This window comes from Novosphingobium sp. BL-52-GroH (assembly GCF_044813085.1).
Classification (GTDB): domain Bacteria; phylum Pseudomonadota; class Alphaproteobacteria; order Sphingomonadales; family Sphingomonadaceae; genus Novosphingobium.
This window is the reverse complement of sequence record NZ_CP171152.1, coordinates 239,253-257,816: the sequence shown is the minus strand read 5'-3', so window position 1 is coordinate 257,816 and position 18,564 is coordinate 239,253. Positions and strand designations below refer to the sequence as shown.

General features: G+C 67.3%; 16 protein-coding genes. 10 read left to right on the top strand and 6 right to left on the bottom strand.

Features of this window, described 5'->3' with window-relative positions; all coding sequences use genetic code 11:
• Positions 1-9 precede the first annotated feature (9 nt).
• The 3 genes from gshB to rsmI all read right to left on the bottom strand — a co-directional run bounded on the left by gshB (position 10) and on the right by rsmI (position 2,319).
• On the bottom strand, positions 10-981 hold the full coding sequence (gene gshB / locus ACFFDA_RS13825; RefSeq protein ID WP_404481029.1) for a glutathione synthase: 972 nt from the start codon (positions 979-981) through the stop codon (positions 10-12).
• Between the two features lie 151 nt (positions 982-1,132).
• On the bottom strand, positions 1,133-1,495 hold the full coding sequence (locus tag ACFFDA_RS13820; RefSeq protein ID WP_404481028.1) for a YraN family protein: 363 nt from the start codon (positions 1,493-1,495) through the stop codon (positions 1,133-1,135).
• Positions 1,492-2,319, bottom strand: coding sequence for a 16S rRNA (cytidine(1402)-2'-O)-methyltransferase (gene rsmI / locus ACFFDA_RS13815; RefSeq protein ID WP_404481027.1), 828 nt, complete (start codon positions 2,317-2,319; stop codon positions 1,492-1,494). The genes ACFFDA_RS13820 and rsmI overlap by 4 nt, the downstream gene beginning before the upstream one ends.
• Before the next feature lie 41 nt (positions 2,320-2,360).
• On the opposite strand from rsmI, the gene ACFFDA_RS13810 reads away from it, so the two are divergent.
• The 3 genes from ACFFDA_RS13810 to ACFFDA_RS13800 all read left to right on the top strand — a co-directional run bounded on the left by ACFFDA_RS13810 (position 2,361) and on the right by ACFFDA_RS13800 (position 7,209).
• Entirely contained in the window at positions 2,361-3,551 is a 1,191-nt protein-coding gene (locus ACFFDA_RS13810) for a penicillin-binding protein activator (protein WP_404481026.1), read from the top strand.
• A gap of 272 nt (positions 3,552-3,823) precedes the next feature.
• Positions 3,824-5,833, top strand: a complete 2,010-nt coding sequence (gene parE / locus ACFFDA_RS13805) for a DNA topoisomerase IV subunit B (protein ID WP_404481025.1) — start codon at positions 3,824-3,826, stop codon at positions 5,831-5,833.
• A 92-nt stretch (positions 5,834-5,925) separates the two neighbouring features.
• The gene (locus ACFFDA_RS13800) at positions 5,926-7,209 is read left to right on the top strand and encodes a serine hydrolase (RefSeq protein WP_404481024.1); all 1,284 of its coding nucleotides are present in this window, start codon (positions 5,926-5,928) and stop codon (positions 7,207-7,209) included.
• 204 nt (positions 7,210-7,413) lie between these two features.
• Here ACFFDA_RS13800 and ACFFDA_RS13795 read toward each other — a convergent pair whose 3' ends face one another.
• On the bottom strand, positions 7,414-8,610 hold the full coding sequence (locus ACFFDA_RS13795; RefSeq protein WP_404481023.1) for a glycosyltransferase family 87 protein: 1,197 nt from the start codon (positions 8,608-8,610) through the stop codon (positions 7,414-7,416).
• Between the two features lie 129 nt (positions 8,611-8,739).
• On the opposite strand from ACFFDA_RS13795, the gene ACFFDA_RS13790 reads away from it, so the two are divergent.
• Genes ACFFDA_RS13790 through ACFFDA_RS13775 form a run of 4 tightly spaced genes read left to right on the top strand, consistent with a single transcriptional unit; the run spans position 8,740 to position 12,122 of the window.
• Complete coding sequence (locus ACFFDA_RS13790) at positions 8,740-9,585, top strand: AAA family ATPase (protein WP_404481022.1); 846 nt, start codon at positions 8,740-8,742, stop codon at positions 9,583-9,585.
• A gap of 1 nt (position 9,586) precedes the next feature.
• Entirely contained in the window at positions 9,587-10,030 is a 444-nt protein-coding gene (locus ACFFDA_RS13785) for a GFA family protein (protein ID WP_404481021.1), read from the top strand.
• A gap of 3 nt (positions 10,031-10,033) precedes the next feature.
• On the top strand, positions 10,034-10,936 hold the full coding sequence (locus ACFFDA_RS13780; protein WP_404481020.1) for a DUF817 domain-containing protein: 903 nt from the start codon (positions 10,034-10,036) through the stop codon (positions 10,934-10,936).
• A gap of 4 nt (positions 10,937-10,940) precedes the next feature.
• A complete protein-coding gene (locus tag ACFFDA_RS13775; RefSeq protein ID WP_404481019.1) occupies positions 10,941-12,122 on the top strand; it encodes a VWA domain-containing protein in 1,182 nt (393 codons plus the stop codon).
• Between the two features lie 171 nt (positions 12,123-12,293).
• Here ACFFDA_RS13775 and ACFFDA_RS13770 read toward each other — a convergent pair whose 3' ends face one another.
• A complete protein-coding gene (locus ACFFDA_RS13770; RefSeq protein ID WP_404481018.1) occupies positions 12,294-13,493 on the bottom strand; it encodes an exo-beta-N-acetylmuramidase NamZ domain-containing protein in 1,200 nt (399 codons plus the stop codon).
• Complete coding sequence (locus ACFFDA_RS13765) at positions 13,490-14,026, bottom strand: DOMON-like domain-containing protein (RefSeq protein ID WP_404482753.1); 537 nt, start codon at positions 14,024-14,026, stop codon at positions 13,490-13,492. The genes ACFFDA_RS13770 and ACFFDA_RS13765 overlap by 4 nt, the downstream gene beginning before the upstream one ends.
• A gap of 272 nt (positions 14,027-14,298) precedes the next feature.
• On the opposite strand from ACFFDA_RS13765, the gene tyrS reads away from it, so the two are divergent.
• The 3 genes from tyrS (at position 14,299) to ACFFDA_RS13750 (ending at position 18,419) form a co-directional block, all read left to right on the top strand.
• Positions 14,299-15,528, top strand: a complete 1,230-nt coding sequence (tyrS, locus tag ACFFDA_RS13760; RefSeq protein WP_404481017.1) for a tyrosine--tRNA ligase — start codon at positions 14,299-14,301, stop codon at positions 15,526-15,528.
• Positions 15,529-15,844: 316 nt separating this feature from the next.
• Positions 15,845-16,183 (top strand): PilZ domain-containing protein, encoded by a 339-nt coding sequence (locus tag ACFFDA_RS13755; RefSeq protein WP_404481016.1) that lies wholly within the window; start codon positions 15,845-15,847, stop codon positions 16,181-16,183.
• Positions 16,184-16,280: 97 nt separating this feature from the next.
• Positions 16,281-18,419, top strand: a complete 2,139-nt coding sequence (locus ACFFDA_RS13750; protein ID WP_404481015.1) for a TonB-dependent receptor — start codon at positions 16,281-16,283, stop codon at positions 18,417-18,419.
• The last annotated feature ends 145 nt before the right edge of the window (positions 18,420-18,564 follow it).

Here is an 18,564-nt window from a genome sequence, read left to right as displayed (position 1 = left end):
AACGGCCGATCACATCGCCGCGTGGCGCGCCTCTATGGCGTCCCAGATGAGCGCGCCGGTGTCGGTGCCGTTGAAGCGGTCGATCGCCACGATGCCGGTGGGCGAAGTCACGTTGATTTCCGTCAGCCATTTCCCGCCAATCACGTCGATGCCCACGAAAACCAGCCCGCGCGCCTTCAGTTCCGGGCCGAGCGCCGCGCAGATTTCCTCTTCGGCCGAAGTGAGCGTGCTGGCTTCGGCCGAGCCGCCCACCGCGAGGTTGGAACGGAACTCGCCCTCGCCCGGCTTGCGGTTGATGGCGCCTGCGAACGCACCGTCGACGAGGACGATGCGCTTGTCGCCCTCGGAGACGTCGGGAAGGAAGGGCTGGACCATGAACGGCTCGACCCAGGCATTCTCGAACATCTCGATCAGGGCGCCGAGGTTGGAACCGTCCGCGGGGATGCGGAACACCGCCTTGCCGCCATTGCCGTGGAGCGGCTTGATTACGAGGTCTCCCGGATGACGCTGGCCGAACGCCTTCACGTCCTCGATCCGGCGGGCGATGAAGGTGGGCGGCATGAAGCGCGCATAGTCGAGCACGAAGACCTTCTCGGGGGCATTGCGCACCGAGGCGGGATCGTTGACCACCAACGTGCGGCCGGCGAGGCGCTCGAGCAGATGGGTGGCGGTGATGTAGCCGAGGTCGAACGGCGGGTCCTGGCGCATCAGCACGACGTCGATGTCCTCGATGAGGTCGATCAGGCGATATTCGCCGCGCGTGAAGTGAGCGCCTTCGACGCGCTGTACGGTCACGGGAGCACCCCAGCAGGTCAGCCGTCCGTTGGCGCCGAAGGAGGCGTCGTAGGCCAGGGTCCGCACGTCGTAGTGGAACAGCGTATGCCCCCGCGCCTGCGCCGCCAGCATGAGCGCGAACGAGGAATCCCCCCCGATCTTGACGGTTTCGAGCGGGTCCATCTGCACGGCGACGCGTAAGGTCATGGCGGTTGTCGGCCTTTGTGAAAGGGTTGTCGGGCGCGGCTTAGCCGCAACCCGCCAAAGGTGCGACCGGAATTGCGCGTTTCAAGTTCCGGATGTGGAGCATGCGTGATTGAATGGCGGGAGGGGGCGGTAACGGGAGGGTTACGCGGCGTCACATCAAGGGCTGCCAGGCATTCACGATCCGACGCGGCCAGCGGAACGGGGCGACGAGCACCACGTCGATGCGCACGCTGTCTCCCACCTTCTGATAGCGCGCCGCGATCAGTTCGGCCGCATCCGCGACCCGCCGCAGCCGGTAGGCATCGATCGCGGTATTGAGTTCGCGCGCGGTGCGCCGCCATTTCACTTCCACGAAGCACAAGGTACGGCCGCGGCGCACGACGAGGTCCACTTCGCCGCGCCGGGTCTTCACTCGCCGTGCCAGCACACGCCAGCCGGTCAGCCGCAGGTAGAGCCTGGCCACCGTCTCGCCCCGCCGCCCGTCGCGCTCGGCCCGGATACGCCTGTCGCTCACTTCAGTTCCATCGCCCGCGCATAGAGGATCTTGCGGTCGAGCCCCGTCGCCCTGGCCACCGAGGCCGCCGCCTGCGAGGCCTTCGATTCGACCAGCGCCGCCAGCAGCAGCGCGTCGACGTCGACCTCGCCCGCTGGTTCGTCTCCCGGCGGGGCGACGAGCAGGACGATCTCGCCCTTCGGCGGATGCGCGGCATAATGCGCGGCAAGCTCGACGGGCGAGCCGCTGCGGCATTCCTCGAACTTCTTGGTCAGTTCACGGCCCACCGCCACCTCGCGTCCCGGGAGCACCGCGTCGATCGCGGCGAGCGAGGCGTCGAGGCGCGGCGCGGTCTCGTAGAACACCAGCGTGGCAGGCACTTGCCCGAGGCGCGCAAGCGTGTCCTCGCGCGCCTTGGCCTTGTTGGGCAGGAAGCCGGCGAACAGGAAACGGTCGTTGGGCAGGCCCGAAAGCGTGAGCGCCACGACCGCGGCGTTCGGCCCCGGCAGGCTGGTCACGGCAATGCCCCGCTCGCGCGCGGTGCGCACCAGCCGGTAGCCCGGATCGGATATCAGCGGCGTTCCCGCGTCGCTCACCAAGGCTACCGGCTCGGTTGCCATCAGCGCCAGCAGGCGCTCGCGGTCATGCTCGCCGGCATGGTCGTCGTAGCGGATCAGGCGCTGCTTTATCCCCAGATGATGCAGCAGTTTTCCGGTGACGCGGGTGTCCTCGCAAGCCACCGCGGCCACACCTTTCAGGGTTTCCACGGCACGCAGGGTAATGTCACCCAGGTTGCCAATGGGGGTTGCGACTATGTACAGGCCCGGTGAAAGAGTGTTTTCCATCAAGCAGACTCATTGCCCATAGACCAAGGGAGCGGCAAGCAATGTTCGACAATCGGCTGACCGATCGGCGCCTGAACCGGCGGAATCTTCTCGCCGCAGCCGCGATGGCCGTGCTCGCCGGCTGCGCCGTGGTGCCCAAGGCCCCCACGTCCGCACCCACGCCGACGCCAACGCCCCCGCCCACCCAGAGCGACATTCCCGTCGATACCGAGCGCCACCGCGTCGCGCTGCTGGTGCCGATCACCGGACCGAACGCCGGCGTCGGCCAGTCGATCGCCAATGCCGCGAACATGGCCTTGCTCGATACCGCCGCCAAGAACCTGCGCGTGACGACCTACGACACGTCCACCAATCCGGCGGAAGCCACGCGCCGCGCCATCGCCGACGGCAACCAGCTGATCCTGGGCCCCCTGCTGGCGGACAACATTCCCACCGTCTCGGCCATCGCCAAGGCAGCGAAGATTCCGGTCATCTCGTTCTCGAACGACGAGAAGGCGGCCAGCAGGGACGTCTTCATCATGGGCAACCTGCCCGGCCAGTCGGTCACCCGCACGGTCGAGTATGCCCGCGGTCACGGCGTCACCAGCTTTGCCGCGCTCGTTCCCAAGGGCGACTACGGCGACCGCACCAGCAGCGCCCTGCTCGCCGCCGTGCGTTCGGGCGGCGGCTCGGTCGTCGCGCTCGAACCCTACGACCGCAGTGCTGCCTCGATCGCCTCGGCCGCCTTGCGGGTGAAGGCCAAGGGCGGCTTCGACGCGCTGCTGATCGCCGACAGCGGCGGCCTTTCCGCCCGCGCCGCCACGGCCTTCAAGGGCACCAGCAAAACCACCGGTGTGCGCCTGCTCGGCACCGAGCTGTGGAGCGGCGAGCGCGAGCTGACCACCACCCCGGCGCTCGCCGGCGCCTGGTTCGCCACCGTGTCCGACCAGCGCTTCGGCCAGTTCTCCAAGAGCTACCGCGCCCGCTTCGGCGGCCAGCCCTTCCGCATCGCGACGCTGGGCTACGACGCCGTACTGCTCACCTTGCGCGTCGCGCGCGACTGGAAGCCCGGTTCGCGCTTCCCGGCCGATACCCTGCGCGATGCCAAAGCCTTCCCCGGCGGTTTCCTCGGCGTCGACGGTGCTTTCCGGTTCACTCGCGGCGGTCTCGTCGAACGCGCGCTGGAAGTGCGCGAGGTGCAGACCGGCGCCGTGAAGGTCATCAGCGCCGCGCCGGTCAAGTTCGGGGAGTAAGGCGGCAGGTCGCGGTCGGTCTTTTCCGTTCACGCGAAGACGCAAAACCACAAAGGGGGACATTGACGCCGCAGGCTATTTCTGCGGGCCAAGGCTGCGAAACTCGCCATGCGGGATGGAAAAGCGGCTTGGCCGCAGGCGCTACCCTTTGCGTCTTCGCGTGAGCCAAAGACACCCCCTGCGACCTTCGCCCCAAACGTTCCCGGTTTATTCGCAATTTCCCGCACAGCCCCGCTTGCCCCGGCGATTCTCCGCGCCCTATAGTCGCTCCCATGTCCGACGATCTCTTCGACAAACTCCCCACCGCCGCCGGCGAAGCCTATGACGGTTCCGCGATCGAGGTCCTCGAAGGGCTCGAACCCGTCCGCCGCCGTCCCGGCATGTACATCGGCGGCACCGACGAACGGGCGCTGCACCATCTCGCTGCCGAAGTGCTCGACAACGCGATGGACGAAGCCGTCGCCGGCCATGCCAACCGCATCGAAGTCACCCTGGAGGAGGAACCGGGCACGCCGGGCCGCCTCACCATCACCGACAACGGGCGCGGCATCCCGGTCGACGAGCATCCCAAGTTCCCCGGCAAATCGGCACTCGAGGTGATCCTCTCGACGCTGCACTCGGGCGGCAAGTTCTCGGGCAAGGCCTATGCGACCTCGGGCGGCCTGCACGGCGTCGGCATCTCGGTGGTCAACGCGCTTTCGGTGAAGACCCGCGTGGAAGTGGCGCGCAACAAGGAACTCTTCGCGCAGGAGTTTTCGCGCGGTCTCACGCTGGGACCTATCCAGCGCGTCGGCGCCGCTCCCAACCGGCGCGGCACGGCAGTCACCTTCACGCCCGACATCGAGATCTTCGGCGACCAGAAGTTCAAGCCCGCGCGCCTGTTCAAGCTGGTGCGGTCCAAGGCCTACCTCTTCGCCGGCGTGGAAATCCGCTGGAAATGTGCAGCCTCGCTCGCGGTGGACGGCGTGCCGGCCGAGGCGACCTTCCAGTTCCCCGGCGGCCTCGCCGACCACCTCGCCGAACAGATCGGCACGCGCGAATGCGTGACCACGCAATCCTTCGCCGGATCGCAGGACTTCCCCAAGGGCGAGGACGGGTCCGAGCAGGGCCGCGTCGAATGGGCGATCGCCTGGCCGCTCTATTCGGATGGTGCCTATTCCTGGTACTGCAACACCATCCCCACGCCCGATGGCGGCACCCACGAACAGGGGTTGCGGGGTGCGCTCACCAAGGGCATCCGTGCCTTCGCCGACCTGGTGGGACAGGCCAAGAAGGCCAAGGACATCATCCCGGACGACGTCATCACCGGCAGCGAGGTCATGCTCTCGGTCTTCATCCGCGACCCCCAGTTCCAGAGCCAGACCAAGGACCGCCTGACCAGCCCCGAGGCCGCGCGGATGGTGGAAGCCGCGGTGCGCGATCATTTCGACCACTTCCTGACCGACAACCTCGATCGCGGCAAGGCACTGCTGGGCGCGGTGATGGAGCGGATGGACGATCGCCTGCGCCGCAAGGCGGAGCGCGAGGTCAAGCGCAAGACCGCCACCAACGCCCGCAAGCTGCGCCTGCCCGGCAAGCTGACCGACTGTTCGGGCGAGGGCTCGGGCGAGACCGAACTGTTCATCGTCGAGGGCGATTCGGCGGGCGGCTCGGCCAAGCAGGCGCGCGATCGCAAGACCCAGGCGATCCTGCCTATCCGCGGCAAGATCCTCAACGTCGCCAGTGCCACCGCCGACAAGATCCGCGCCAACTCCGAAATCGCCGACCTCGGCCTCGCGCTTGGCTGCGGGACGCGCAAGGACTGCAACGCCGACAACTTGCGCTACGATCGCGTCATCATCATGACCGACGCCGACGTCGACGGCGCCCACATCGCGACGCTTTTGATGACCTTCTTCTTCCAGGAGATGCCCGACATCGTGCGGCGCGGGCACCTGTACCTCGCCCAGCCGCCGCTCTACCGCCTCGTCGCCGGCTCGACGTCCGCTTATGCCCGCGACGACGCCCACCGTGCCGAGCTGGAGGCGACGACCTTCAAGAACAAGAAAGTCGAAGTCGGCCGCTTCAAGGGCCTGGGCGAGATGAACCCGAACCAGCTGCGCGAAACGACGATGAGCCCGCAGACCCGCTCGCTCATCCGCATCACCCTGCCGCCCGAATACGAAGGCCGCGCGGCGGTGAAGGACCTCGTCGACCGGCTGATGGGCCGCAACCCGGAACACCGCTTCACCTTCATCCAGAACCGCGCGGGCGAGATCGATCCGGAACTGATCGACGCGTGACGCCGGACGACCGGACCGGGTCGACGCAGAAGACGAGCCCGGCTACCTTGGGCCAACTCTACGATCATGGGAACGCTTCCGGAATGGGCTGTTTGCGCAGGCTCCTGCAACTGGCGATGATCGCCCTGGCGGCGACCGGCTTCGGTGGAGCGGCACAGGCACAGGGCGGGACCGTGCTGGAAACCCGCGCCGGAGAAGTCGTGGCGGTGCTCAAGGGAGAACGCCCCGCCGCCGACGTCTTCGACACCGCGTTCCTCGCCGCCGTGCCGCCGGACAAGCTGCGCGAAATCGCCGCGCAGATGGTGGCGCAGGGCGGCCCCTTGCAGGGTTACGAGGGTTTCGCGGCGGACGGCGCCGGCGCTGCCACTTTCACCCTGCGTTTTGCGAATGCCACCGCCCCCTCCCGTCTCGAGCTGGGCCCGACGCCGCCCGGCAAAGTCGCGGGGTTCCGGATATTCGGCCTGACCCCGGGTGGTGACAGTCTAGAGCGGATCGACGCGGACTTCGCCGCGCTGCCGGGCAAGGCAGGCTTTGCGATCCATCGCCTGGGCTCCGGCGCCCCCGTGCTCGTGCATGGCCGCGCCGCCGCCTCCCCCTTCGCGATCGGCTCCGCCTTCAAGCTCTACGTCCTCGCCGCGCTTGCCCGGCAGGTTCAAGAGGGCAAGCGCCGCTGGAGCGACGTGGTGCCGGTATCGGGCAAGTCGTTCCAGGGCGGCACCGTCCATTCACTGCCCGACGGCGCCCCGATCACACTGCACACGCTCGCCAGCCTGATGATCTCGATCAGCGACAATTCGGCGACGGACATGCTCGTGCGACTCGTCGGACAGGAGGCGCTCGCCCGCGAGGTCGCCTTGTCGGGCCATGTCAGGCCCGAGGCCATGGCGCCGATGCTGACGACCGCCCAGCTCTTCGCCCTCAAGCTGGAGGGCCAGGCCGCGGCGCAGGCCTATGCCCACGCCGCGCCCGCCGAGCGCGTCAGGCAACTCGCCGCGCTGGACGTCTCCAGGCTCGCCGAGGCGCGACCGGGCGAAGTCTTCGGCCATGGCCCGGTGGCCATCGAGCAGGTCGAATGGTTCGCCTCGCCCACCGACCTCGCCGGGATCATGGACGACCTTCGCCGTCTCGGCAGCAAGGAAGCGCTGGACATCCTCGCCATCAATCCCGCCATGGACGAGGTCACCGCGCGCGCTTGGTCCTACGCGGGCTACAAGGGCGGGTCGGAGGACGGCGTCATCAGCATGACCTGGCTGCTGCGCGACAAGGCCGGGGCCTGGTCGGTGGCCAGCGGAAGCTGGAACGACCCCGAGCGACCGATCGAGGCCGGGCGGTTCGAACTGCTGATGCTGCGCCTGGCGAAGTTCGCGGGCGAATGATGGGTTCGCAGGAGCGCGGCCGGCTGTGATAATCGTTCGCCATGACCATACTCGACCGCTCCATCGAACTTGCCCGCGCGGTGCACGACGGCCGCCTCCGTCCGGTCGAGGACATGCTCGCGGCGCTTCCGCCGTCTCGTAACCCGACACTACGGAATCAAGATTGCCTGCATCGTGCTGGACGAGGCGATCGAAGTGATGGGTCTATTCAGCTTCCTGGACCGCGACCGCTGATCGTCGCCATGACGCCGCGAACAGCCCGGCCAGCACCAGGGGCATGACCGGCAAGCCGATGTTCATCGCCAGCGGCCGGGCGAAGGCCGGCGCAGCGAAGGCGAGCAGGATGGCGAGCTTGTCCCACGGCCGGAAACCGTCGCGCAGGCCCTCTCCCGTCAGCCACAGCAGCGGGAAGGCCAGGACCACCATGTCGTAGTCGAGCACGAAGGGCGTCACCAGCGGCGCGCCGGCGAGCGTCGTCGCGGCGAGGCCCGTCGACCAGCGGCGCGCCCATGCAGCCTGCGCGAGCAGGCCGGCGACGGCGAGCGACACCGCGCCCTGCACGGCATAGGCAACCCCCGTCGACGCGCCGACCAGCCTGAGCGCGGCGAAGGGGCTCGTCATCTTCGCATAGCCCACCGCTCCTGCCGCCATCGCCTCCTGGGCACGGGCGCTGGCGGCCAACCAGTCGGGCCAGACCTGCGGTCCGAACGCCAGCGCGGCAAAGGCGGCCAGCGCCAGCGCAGTGAGCGTCGCCGCGGCGATGACCTTCCACTCGCGCGTGAGGAGGAGGACCAGCGGCAACAGCAGCCCGAACTGCGGCTTGATCGTGGCGAGCCCGAAGAGCACGCCCGCCACTACAGGGCGTGACGGCACCAGCCAGGCGCCCAGACCGAGCAGGCCGGCGACCAGGAAAGCCGTCTGCCCGTGGGTAACGACGATCGGCACGGCGGGAAACGCGAGGAACGCCAGCCACGGCCGCGCGCCCATTCCGGCCTGCCGCCACCACGCCCGCACCGCGCAGAGATAGACCGTGCCTGTCGCCACCAGCCAGGCGCCCAGGGCCGGAAAGTAGTCGAGCAGCCCAAGCGGCCGGCAGAACGGCAGGAACGAGGGCGGATAGAAAAACGCGGTATAGCCGGTGTCCGACGCGAAGAACGCACGCTGCGCCGCGATATGGGCCGCCCCGTCGTAGGGATCGCCGCCGGCCCCCAGCATGTGCCCCACCGTCCAGAAGCTGATGAAGTCGCTCCCCAGCAGGAATCCGTTACGATCGACGCCGCCGTGCGAGGTCGCGACCAGCGCCGCCAGCATCACGAGGTTGAGCATGGCGAGCAGGCGCAGGTATCCCCGCGCCCGTGCGCCCCCCAGCCAGTCCATCCTGCGCACGAAATCAGCCCCCATGGCGCGTGCTGTGCAACGCCGGAGCGGGGTTGTCCATGCCCGCCTGACATGCTCCCGCGAACGATCTTGCCTTGCTGCGACGCACAACATATGGACTTAATCGGACAGTTAAAGCGGACAGGACGGCCCATGCAGCGTTTCGAAGGCACCAGCAACTACGTCGCCACCGATGACCTCAAGGTCGCCGTCAACGCAGCCGTGCTGCTGCGCCGTCCGCTGCTGGTGAAGGGGGAGCCCGGCACCGGCAAGACCGTCCTGGCCGAACAGATCGCCGCCGCCCTCGACGCCCCGCTCATCACCTGGAACGTCAAGTCGACCACCAAGGCGCACCAGGGCCTTTACGAGTACGATGCGGTCGCTCGCCTGCGCGATGGCCAGTTGGGCGACGAGCGGGTCCACGACATCTCGAACTACATCCGCAAGGGCAAGCTGTGGGAGGCCTTCACCGCGCCCGAACTGCCCGTCCTGCTGATCGACGAGATCGACAAGGCCGACATCGAGTTCCCCAACGATCTCCTCGCCGAACTCGATCGCATGGCCTTCGACGTCTACGAGACCGGCGAGCACATCGCGGCGGTGGAGCGCCCGATCGTCGTCATCACCTCTAACAACGAGAAGGACCTGCCCGACGCATTCCTGCGTCGCTGCTTCTTCCACTACATCAAGTTCCCCGAGCGCGAGACGATGGAAGCGATCATCGACGTGCACTTCCCCGGCATCCAGAAGACGCTCGTGCGCAAGGCGATGGAAATCTTCTACGAGTTGCGCGACGTGCCGGGCCTGAAGAAGAAGCCCTCCACCAGCGAACTGCTCGACTGGCTCAAGCTGTTGCTCAACGAGGACATGCCGCTCGACGTCCTGCAGAACAAGGACCCCACGAAGGCGATCCCGCCGCTGCACGGCGCGCTGCTCAAGAACGAGCAGGACGTGATGCTGTTCGAACGGCTCGCGTTCATGGCCCGCCGGGGCAACTGACGTGGCCGCGCCCTACACCGGCGCCTGCAACTGCGGTGCCGTCACGGTCACGGTTTGCGCCGAGCCTGTGGCGACGCGCCAGTGTTGGTGCCGACAGTGCCAGCGCATTGCGGCGGGCGGCCCGACCAACAACGCGATGTTTCCCACCGAGGCGGTGACGATCACTGGCGCGCGGGCGGACCACGCCTATGTCGCGGCCAGCGGCAACGTCCTGACGCACGAGTTCTGCGCCGCCTGCGGCACCCCGGTGCTCGGCCGCTCGAACGTGCGTCCGCAGTTCCGCACGATCCGGCTCGGCCTTCTCGACGAAGGACATGGCCTAAGCCCGGCCATGGCGATCTGGACCGACGAGGCACCGCCCTGGGCCGTGATCGACCCGAACCTCGAACGCTGGCCGGGTCAGCCCCCGGCGCCCAACGTGCCACCCGTTTCGCCCGAGCATTGATCCTTGTCAGGCCCGTCCGGTCTCGAAGAGCAGGTCGCCCACACCCGCTTCGGCGCGATCCGCGCACGTCTCGAAGGGTTCGAGCCACGCCCCGGCTTGCGCGCGTGGACCTACGAATTCCTCCTTTTCGGCTTCAAGCAGGGCTGGGCCTGCCTGTTCGGCGCGCTGCTGCTGGCACTCCTCCTCGGGACCTACCTGTTCTATCCGGCCGATGCAGCGCTGGCCCGCTACGACTTCCTGACGCTGGCCGCGCTGGCCATCCAGATCGCGATGCTGGCGCTGCGGCTCGAGACGATGGAGGAGGCCAGGGTCATCCTTGCCTTCCACGTCGTCGGCACCGTGATGGAACTGTTCAAGACTGCGCTGGGATCGTGGCAGTATCCCGAACCAAGCCTGTTGCACGTTGCCGGCGTCCCGCTGTTCTCGGGGTTCATGTATGCCGCAGTGGGCAGCTATGTCGCGCGTGTCTGGCGGATCTTCGACTTTCGTTTCACCGGCTATCCGCGCCCGTGGGCAAGCGTGGCGCTGGCGGTCGCGATCTACGTCAACTTCTTCGCACACCATTGGCTGCCGGACATGCGTCTCGCCCTGTTCGCGCTGTTGTTCGTCCTCTTCGCGCGGACCCGCGTGTGGTTTCGCGTCTGGCACGAGGATCGCTGGATGCCGCTGCTGGTGGGTTGGCTGCTGGTCGCGCTGTTCATCTGGTTCGCCGAGAACATATCCACGTTCTCGCATGCCTGGATCTATCCCGACCAGAAGGACGGCTGGGCTCTGGTCCATCCCGGCAAGCTTGGTGCGTGGTATCTGCTGATGTACGTTTCCTTCGTACTCGTCGCGGCAGTGCACCGACCCAAGGCCAGGGAAGCCACGCCTGATGCCTCGTCCACATACGCCGAAGTAAGGTGATGCCATGTTCCTGAACTTCATCGACGAATTACGTGCGGCCGGGATCTCGGCCTCGCTCAAGGAACACCTCGTGCTGCTCGAGGCGCTCGAGAAGGACGTGATCGAGCAGACGCCCGAGGCGTTCTACTACCTCAGCCGTGCGACGTTCGTGAAGGACGAGGGCCTCCTCGACCGCTTCGACCAGGTCTTCCAGCGGGTCTTCAAGGGCATCCTGACCGACTACGGCCAGCAGCCGGTCGACATCCCCGAGGACTGGCTCAAGAAGATGGCCGAGCGCTATTTCTCGCCCGAGGAGATGGAGAAGGTCAAGGCGCTCGGCTCGTGGGACGAGATCATGGAGACGCTCAAGAAGCGCCTCGAGGAGCAGCAGAAGCGGCATCAGGGCGGCAACAAGTGGGTCGGCACCAACGGCACCTCGCCGTTCGGTCATTCGGGGTACAACCCCGAAGGCGTGCGCATCGGCGGCGAGGGCAAGCAGGGCCGCGCGATCAAGGTCTGGGAAAAGCGCGAGTTCGCCAACCTCGACAACACGCGCGAACTGGGCACCCGCAACATCAAGGTCGCGCTGCGCCGCCTGCGCCGCTTCGCCCGCGAAGGCGCGGCGGAGGAACTGGACCTCGACGCCACCATTTCGGGCACCGCGCGACAGGGTTGGCTGGACGTGGTGATGCGGCCCGAGCGGCACAATGCGGTCAAGGTGCTGCTGTTCCTCGACGTCGGCGGCTCGATGGACCCGTTCATCAAGCTCATGGAGGAACTGTTCAGCGCCGCTACCGGCGAGTTCAAGAACATGGAGTTCTTCTACTTCCATAACTGCCTCTACGAAGGCGTGTGGAAGGACAACAAGCGCCGCTGGTCGCAGCGCACCCCGACCTGGGACCTCCTCCACAAGTACGGGCACGACTACAAGGTGATCTTCGTCGGCGACGCCGCGATGAGCCCCTACGAGATCAGCCACCCCGGCGGCTCCGTGGAGCACATGAACGAGGAAGCCGGCGCGGTATGGCTGCAACGCGTGGTGCAGACGTATCCGGCGACGGTATGGCTCAACCCCTCGCCCAAGCGGCAGTGGGGCTATTCGCAGTCGACCAAGATGATCCGCGAGATAGTCGGCGGCTCGATGTTCCCGCTGACGCTGGACGGCCTCGACATGGCGATGCGCGAACTGACGCGCAAGAAGGGGTGAAGTTCGCGTTATTCGTCGTCCCGGACTTGATCCGGGACCGTGATGCACTGTTGCGGCGATAGCTCGCGAGGGGCCAATGCGACGTCGCGCGCGGCCTTGATGTCGACGCGGCCTTGCCCGCGGTCCCGGGTCGAGCCCGGGACGACGCAGTGCTCAGTATGGACGCAGTGGTCAGTACAGCAGCAACCCGGCGATCTCTTCGCGCCATGCCGCCTCGTCGGCGCTGGCGACGCGTTCGAGATCGGCTGGCAGCGCGTCCGGGCTGTCGACCCATTCGCGCAAGGCCGGGCCACCGTTGATGACGTCGATCGCCAGGCGGTCGAACTCGTACTCGTAGGGAAAGTCGCGCCATAGCGGGTAGTCGGGGTATAGGCGGCGGATCGCCTTGAAGGCGAGTGCCTGGAGCCGCCAGGGACGGAACGCCTGGTGGTCGTAGAACGGGCCCTCGGCATGAATCATCAAACCGTTGCACAAGGTCTTGGCATGCTTGTGGAAGGTCGGTTCGAACCAGCATTCGCGCAAGGCGCAGCCGGCGAGCCACTCGGGCGCGAAAGCCTGCATTTCGGCGAGCACCGCCTTGGCATCGACATCGGGCGCGCCGAACAGGACTTCGAGCGGACGGGTGGTGCCGCGTCCTTCCGACAGCGTCGCGCCCTCCAGCATGACGGTGCCGGCATAGGCGCGGGCCATGTTGAGATTGGCGGCGTTGGGGCTGGGATTGATCCAGATGCGGTCCTCCGGCCAGCCGAAGCCCGGGCCCTCGTCCGGGCGCCAGCCTTCCATGGCGATGACGCGGTAGTCGACGTCGAGGCCGAACTCGGCGATGAACCAGTGGCCCATCTCGCCCAGCGTCAGCCCGTGACGCATCGGCATCCGGCCGGCGCCGACGAAGCTCTCCTGCCCGGCGACCAGCGTAGTGCCCTCGACCGGGCGGCCGGCGGGGTTCGGCCGGTCCAGCACCCAAACGCTCTTGCCCTCGCGCGCGGCTTCTTCGAGCAGGTAGAGCAGCGTGGTGACGAAAGTATAGATGCGGCAACCCAGGTCCTGCAGGTCGAACAGGAAGACGTCGGCGGTGTCCATCATCGCAGGGGTGGGGCGACGCACTTCGCCGTAGAGGCTGAACACCGGGATGCCGTGGACGGGATCGACCTCGTCCAGGGTCTCGACCATATTGTCCTGCTTGTCGCCCTTGAGGCCATGCTGTGGGCCGAACGCGCTGGTCATGTTCACCCCGGCCGCGACCAGCGCGTCGAGCGAATGGACGAGATCGGCAGTGACCGAGGCGGGGTGGGCGACGAGGGAAACGCGCTTGCCGTCGAGTGGCTGGCGCAGGGCGGGGTCCGCGAGCAGGCGGTCGATACCGAACTTCATGCCCCGCTCGGTGCCGCAACCCGTGCCGTGAAGCAAGCCGGATCGTGGAAGTCTGGCGCGTCGCCGGTGTGGGCGAGCGACCAGTAGCTCTTGTGGCCGCCCTGCTCCTCGATCACCGCCGTAAAGCCGCAGCGCCATGGTGCTTGCGGCAGGCCGGCGGCGGGAATGGCGGTGTCGAAGATCGCCATGTCGGTGCCGAGCCGCATGGCGCAGTCGGGCTCGCGCGGCATCGGCCGTTCGGTCATGCCCTCCCGACGCCCGGTGAAGTCGTAGGCGTTCCAGCGTTCGGAGGGAGAGAGGTTGAGTTCGGTATAGCCCGGCCCTTCCCCCCCTTGCAGAAACAGCTCGAAGCAGGTCGTCTGCCACAGCCCGTCGTCGCGCCCCTTGCCGGCGAAGGCGGGCACCACCAGCTTGCCGGCGCCCAGGATCTTCCAGCGCGCGCGCAGCCAGGTGGCATCGAAGCCGATGATCCGCGCCTCGATGCTGCGGACGGCGAGCGGAGGATGCGCGGGGTGATAGGAAAGTTCGGGCATGACCTGGACGTAGAGGCTCCAGTGGGAAGGTGACAATCGGGATTCGTCGAAGCGCCCGTCATCCCGGACTTGATCCGGGACCGTGGGCAAGGCCGCATCTGACGATAGACTGGGCGCCCCGCCCAAGTGGCCCGCAGCAAGCTATCGCCTCGAGGATACACTAGGGTCCCGGATCGAGCCCGCGACGACGCCTCCACGCCTATGGACGACAGCGTTTATTTGTCTCCGCCCCCGTGCTAGTCGCGCCGCTCCAAAAGAACCGAAGCGAGACGATGACCTACACCTCCTCCCTGCTCCGCCTGCTCGACGAGCGTGGCTACATCCACCAGCTGACCGATGCCGAGGGCCTCGATGCCATGGCCGCAAAGCAGGTGGTGCCGGGATATATCGGCTTCGACCCGACCGCGCCCTCGCTGCACGTCGGGCACCTCGTCTCGATCATGATGCTGCGCCAGCTCCAGCGCGCCGGCCACAAGCCGATCGTGGTGATGGGCGGCGGCACCGGAAAGATCGGCGACCCCAGCTTCAAGGACGAGGCGCGCAAGCTGCTGACCGAGGACACCATCAGCGAGAACGTCGCCTCGATCCGCCGCGTCTTCGAACGGTTCCTGACCTTCGGCGATGGCCCCAGCGACGCGATCATGGTCGACAACGCCGAGTGGCTCGACAAACTGGAATACATCCCGTTCCTGCGCGACATCGGCCAGCATTTCTCGATCAACCGCATGCTCAGCTTCGACTCGGTTAAGCTGCGCCTCGATCGCGAGCAGTCGCTCAGCTTCCTCGAATTCAACTACATGATCCTACAGGCTTACGACTTCCTGGAGCTGTCGCGCCGCGCCGGGTGCCGCTTGCAGATGGGCGGCTCCGACCAGTGGGGCAACATCGTCAACGGCGTCGAGCTGTCGCGCCGGGTCGACGGCACCCAGGTCTTCGGCCTGACCACGCCGCTGCTGACCAATGCCGACGGCACCAAGATGGGCAAGACGGTGGGCGGCGCGGTCTGGCTGAACGAGGACCAGCTCTCGCACTTCGACTACTGGCAGTTCTGGCGCAACACCGACGACCGCGACGTCGGCAAGCGCCTGCGCCTGTTCACCGATCTGCCGATCGACGAGATCGAACGCCTCGAAGCGCTCCGGGGCAGCGAGATCAACGCTGCCAAGATCGTGCTCGCCAACGAGGCGACGCGCCTGTGCCGGGGAGAGAACGCCTCGAAGGCCGCCGAAGCCACTGCGCAGACGACTTTCGCGGGTGGGGGCCTCGGCGAAGATCTGCCGACGATCGAGGTCGATGCCGAAGGCATTCGGCTTGGCGCTGCTTGCGTCGCGCTCGGGTTCGTCGCCTCCAACGGCGAGGCCAAGCGCAAGATCGGCGAAGGCGCGGTGCGGCTCGACGACGTCGCGGTCGACGATCCGGCCCTGCTCCTCACCCTTGCGACGGGCGAAACCCGCAAGCTCAGCCTGGGCAAAAAGAAGCACGGAATCCTCAGGGGTATCTGAGGCCCGGCCAGGCAAAGCCCCCCGCATGCAAGGCCCCGTTGTCCCGCGGGGCCTTGCGTGCGGGGGGCTTTGGGTCCGTGCAGCGAAGACGGAATCAGCAAGTAATTCAATCATATCCGAGCATCATTCGGCACCTGTTACGGCGATGTCGCAACCTCGCCGGATACCGGGCCTGCGATGAGACAGCCGGGACGAACGGCCCCTCGACCCGCCCCGCTGCCCCCGGCGGGACATGCCCGGCCCGGCCGAATTTACCGATTGTTTGCCATTTGCCGCTATGGCCTTCGCTACGGCAAAGAACAAAGGCGACACCCCCATGAGTGCAGGAGCGCAGCTCACTGTAACCGACAAGCGGCGCGCGGCGCGCCATCCCGTCGACTACACCGTGATCGCCGAGCATCGCCAGCTTGGCGACCTGCCCCTGCACATCGTCAATGTCTCGGCCCAGGGTTTCATGGCTCAGGGCGAACCCGAGATCGAGCGCGGCGAGCGGCTCGTCATGCGCCTGCCCGTGATCGGCCGCATCGAGGCCCACATGATCTGGGCCCACGAGGGACGTTCCGGCTTCCAGTTCGAACGCATCATCCGCATCGACGACTTCCTCAAGCTGGTCGACACCCTGCAGCCCAACCCCCGCCTGCGCCCGCGCCGCTAACTCGCCTTCCGTCGTCCGGGATTTGATCCGCGACGACGATGCCGCAACTGCACAAAAATGGATTGATATAATATATCATGACAAGTAGAGGATGCGCATGAGCACCCTCCCTCCCCGAATCGCCCTGCTGGCACGCGCCAGCGTCCTTGCCGCAGCAGCGATGGCCGCCACCCCGACGCTGGCCCAGACCGCCAATGATCCCGCCGACCAGCCGGCTTCGACTTCGACCGGCCACGCGCAGGAAAGCGGCCCCGAAATCATCGTCACCGGCCGCGTCATCTCGGGCAATGCCGACCCGATCTCGGCCCCGGTGGTACTCACCGGCGATGCGCTGCTGCGCAATCTCAAGCCGCAGATCGGCGACATGCTCAAGAGCCTGCCCGGCGTCTCCAGCAGCGGCTTCGCACCCGGCGTCTCGCGCCCGATCCTGCGCGGCTTCGACGGCCCCCGCGTCCAGGTGCTGCTCGACGGGCTCGGATCGCTCGACGCCTCGGCGGTATCGGCCGACCATGCCGTCTCGCTCGATACGCTCAACGTGGAGCGCGTCGAAGTCCTCCACGGCCCGCGCGTCCTGCTCTACGCCAGCGACCCGGCCGGCGGCGCGGTCAACGCCCTCGACAAGCGCATCCCGCGCACCGTGCCCGAGAAGGGCTTCAGCCTCGATGCGCTCGGCTCCTATGGCACGGCGGCCGACCAGGTGAACGGCGGCGTCGCGGCGAACGTGAAGCTCGCCGACCGCTTCGTCGCCCATGTCGATGCGTCCTACTACCATTCGGGCGACCTCGACATCGGCGGCCATGTGCTTTCGCCGCAACTGCGAGCGGAGACGCTGGCCGCCGCCGACGTGCTGGCGGCCGACGGCAACGCCGCCGGGGCCCAGAGCCTCACCGACCAGGCAAACCGCAAGGGCTCGATCGCCAACAGCGGCACCGAGGGCTGGACGTACGGTGCCGGCCTCGCCTTCATCGACGCGGGCGGCGACATCGGCATTTCCGCCCAGCGCGTCGCCACCGACTACGGCATTCCGCCGCGCCCGTCCGAAGACCCTGGCGCAACCACCATTTCCCTGCGCCAGACGCGCTTCGACTTGCGCGCCGGCCTCAACCTCGACGGCTTCCTCAAGCGCCTCGAAGTGCGCGGCGCCTATGGCGATTACCACCACGCCGAGATCGAGGGCGGCGAGACCGGCTCGCGCTTCGACAGCAAGGCGCTTTCGGTCCGCCTCCAGGCCGACCAGGCCCGCCACGGCATCTGGAGCGGGTCCAGCGGCGTCCAGTATTCCTCGGCCTCGATGGACATCACCGGCGACGAGAAGCTCCTGCCCGACACCAACACCGACCGTTTCGCCGTGTTCACCCTGCAGCAGCTCGAAGTCGGCCAGTTCGACCTCGAAGGCGCGCTGCGCTATGAAAACACCCGCATCGACGCGACCCCCAACGGCGGCGAACTGCTGACGCGCGAAAGCCGCAACTTCGACCAGTATGCCGCCGTCGCCGGCCTCGCCTGGCATCCGGTCGACACCGTGACGCTCTCGGTGAACTACCAGCACGGCGAGCGCGCGCCCTCGGCCGAGGAGCTGTTCGTCGACGGCGCCCACGATGCCACCCAGTCCTACGAGATCGGCGACCCCGGCTTCAAGGTCGAGCGCAGCGACGGCATCGAGGCCGGCATCCGCTACAACGGCGGCGACCTCGTAGCCTCGGTCACCGGCTACGGCACCAACTTCGACAACTTCATCACCGCCGTGCCGACCGGCGCCATGGTCGAGGACTTCCCGGTCTACCAGTACATCCAGGCCCCGGCCCGCTTCCGCGGCGTCGAGGCGGAAGGCGCACTGACCTTCGCGCGGTTGTCGAGCGGCGCCTCGCTCAAGGCCGATGCCGGGGTGGACTACACCCACGCCAAGCTCGTCGACCTCGGCCCCGTGCCGCGCATCCCGCCCTTGCGCGCCCGCGGCGGGCTGGAGTTTGATTCGCCCGCCTTCGACTTGCGCGGCGAAGTCGAATGGAACGCCAGGCAGGACCGCGTCACCGAGAACGAGATACCCACTTCGGCCTTCACCCTCGTCAACCTGAGCGCCACATGGCGGCCGATGGGCGAGGACGGCCACGTCACGCTCATGCTGGCGGCCGACAACCTGCTCGACGTCTCCGGCCGCCTAGCCGCCTCGCAGACGCGCGACTTCGTGCCGATCGCCGGCCGAGACGTGCGCCTGACCGCCCGCTTCACCTATTGATCCGGTCCAGCGGAGCCGACAAGACAGCGCCCACTCCAGGCAAATGCGAACATTCGTCGTCCCGGGCTCGCCCCAGGACGACGGGTCGGTAAGAAGGGAGTTCCCACAGAGCCGCGGAGGCGTCGTCTCTCGCCACAGGCCATTG

What these genes read in the sequence shown, in the direction of transcription:
- gshB (WP_404481029.1), bottom strand. Translation starts at nt 981, where the DNA reads ATGACCTTACGCGTCGCCGTGCAGATGGACCCGCTCGAAACCGTCAAG.
- rsmI (WP_404481027.1), bottom strand. Translation starts at nt 2,319, where the DNA reads ATGGAAAACACTCTTTCACCGGGCCTGTACATAGTCGCAACCCCCATT.
- ACFFDA_RS13810 (WP_404481026.1), top strand. Translation starts at nt 2,361, where the DNA reads ATGTTCGACAATCGGCTGACCGATCGGCGCCTGAACCGGCGGAATCTT.
- parE (WP_404481025.1), top strand. Translation starts at nt 3,824, where the DNA reads ATGTCCGACGATCTCTTCGACAAACTCCCCACCGCCGCCGGCGAAGCC.
- ACFFDA_RS13795 (WP_404481023.1), bottom strand. Translation starts at nt 8,610, where the DNA reads ATGGGGGCTGATTTCGTGCGCAGGATGGACTGGCTGGGGGGCGCACGG.
- ACFFDA_RS13790 (WP_404481022.1), top strand. Translation starts at nt 8,740, where the DNA reads ATGCAGCGTTTCGAAGGCACCAGCAACTACGTCGCCACCGATGACCTC.
- ACFFDA_RS13775 (WP_404481019.1), top strand. Translation starts at nt 10,941, where the DNA reads ATGTTCCTGAACTTCATCGACGAATTACGTGCGGCCGGGATCTCGGCC.
- ACFFDA_RS13770 (WP_404481018.1), bottom strand. Translation starts at nt 13,493, where the DNA reads ATGAAGTTCGGTATCGACCGCCTGCTCGCGGACCCCGCCCTGCGCCAG.
- ACFFDA_RS13765 (WP_404482753.1), bottom strand. Translation starts at nt 14,026, where the DNA reads ATGCCCGAACTTTCCTATCACCCCGCGCATCCTCCGCTCGCCGTCCGC.
- tyrS (WP_404481017.1), top strand. Translation starts at nt 14,299, where the DNA reads ATGACCTACACCTCCTCCCTGCTCCGCCTGCTCGACGAGCGTGGCTAC.
- ACFFDA_RS13755 (WP_404481016.1), top strand. Translation starts at nt 15,845, where the DNA reads ATGAGTGCAGGAGCGCAGCTCACTGTAACCGACAAGCGGCGCGCGGCG.
- ACFFDA_RS13750 (WP_404481015.1), top strand. Translation starts at nt 16,281, where the DNA reads ATGAGCACCCTCCCTCCCCGAATCGCCCTGCTGGCACGCGCCAGCGTC.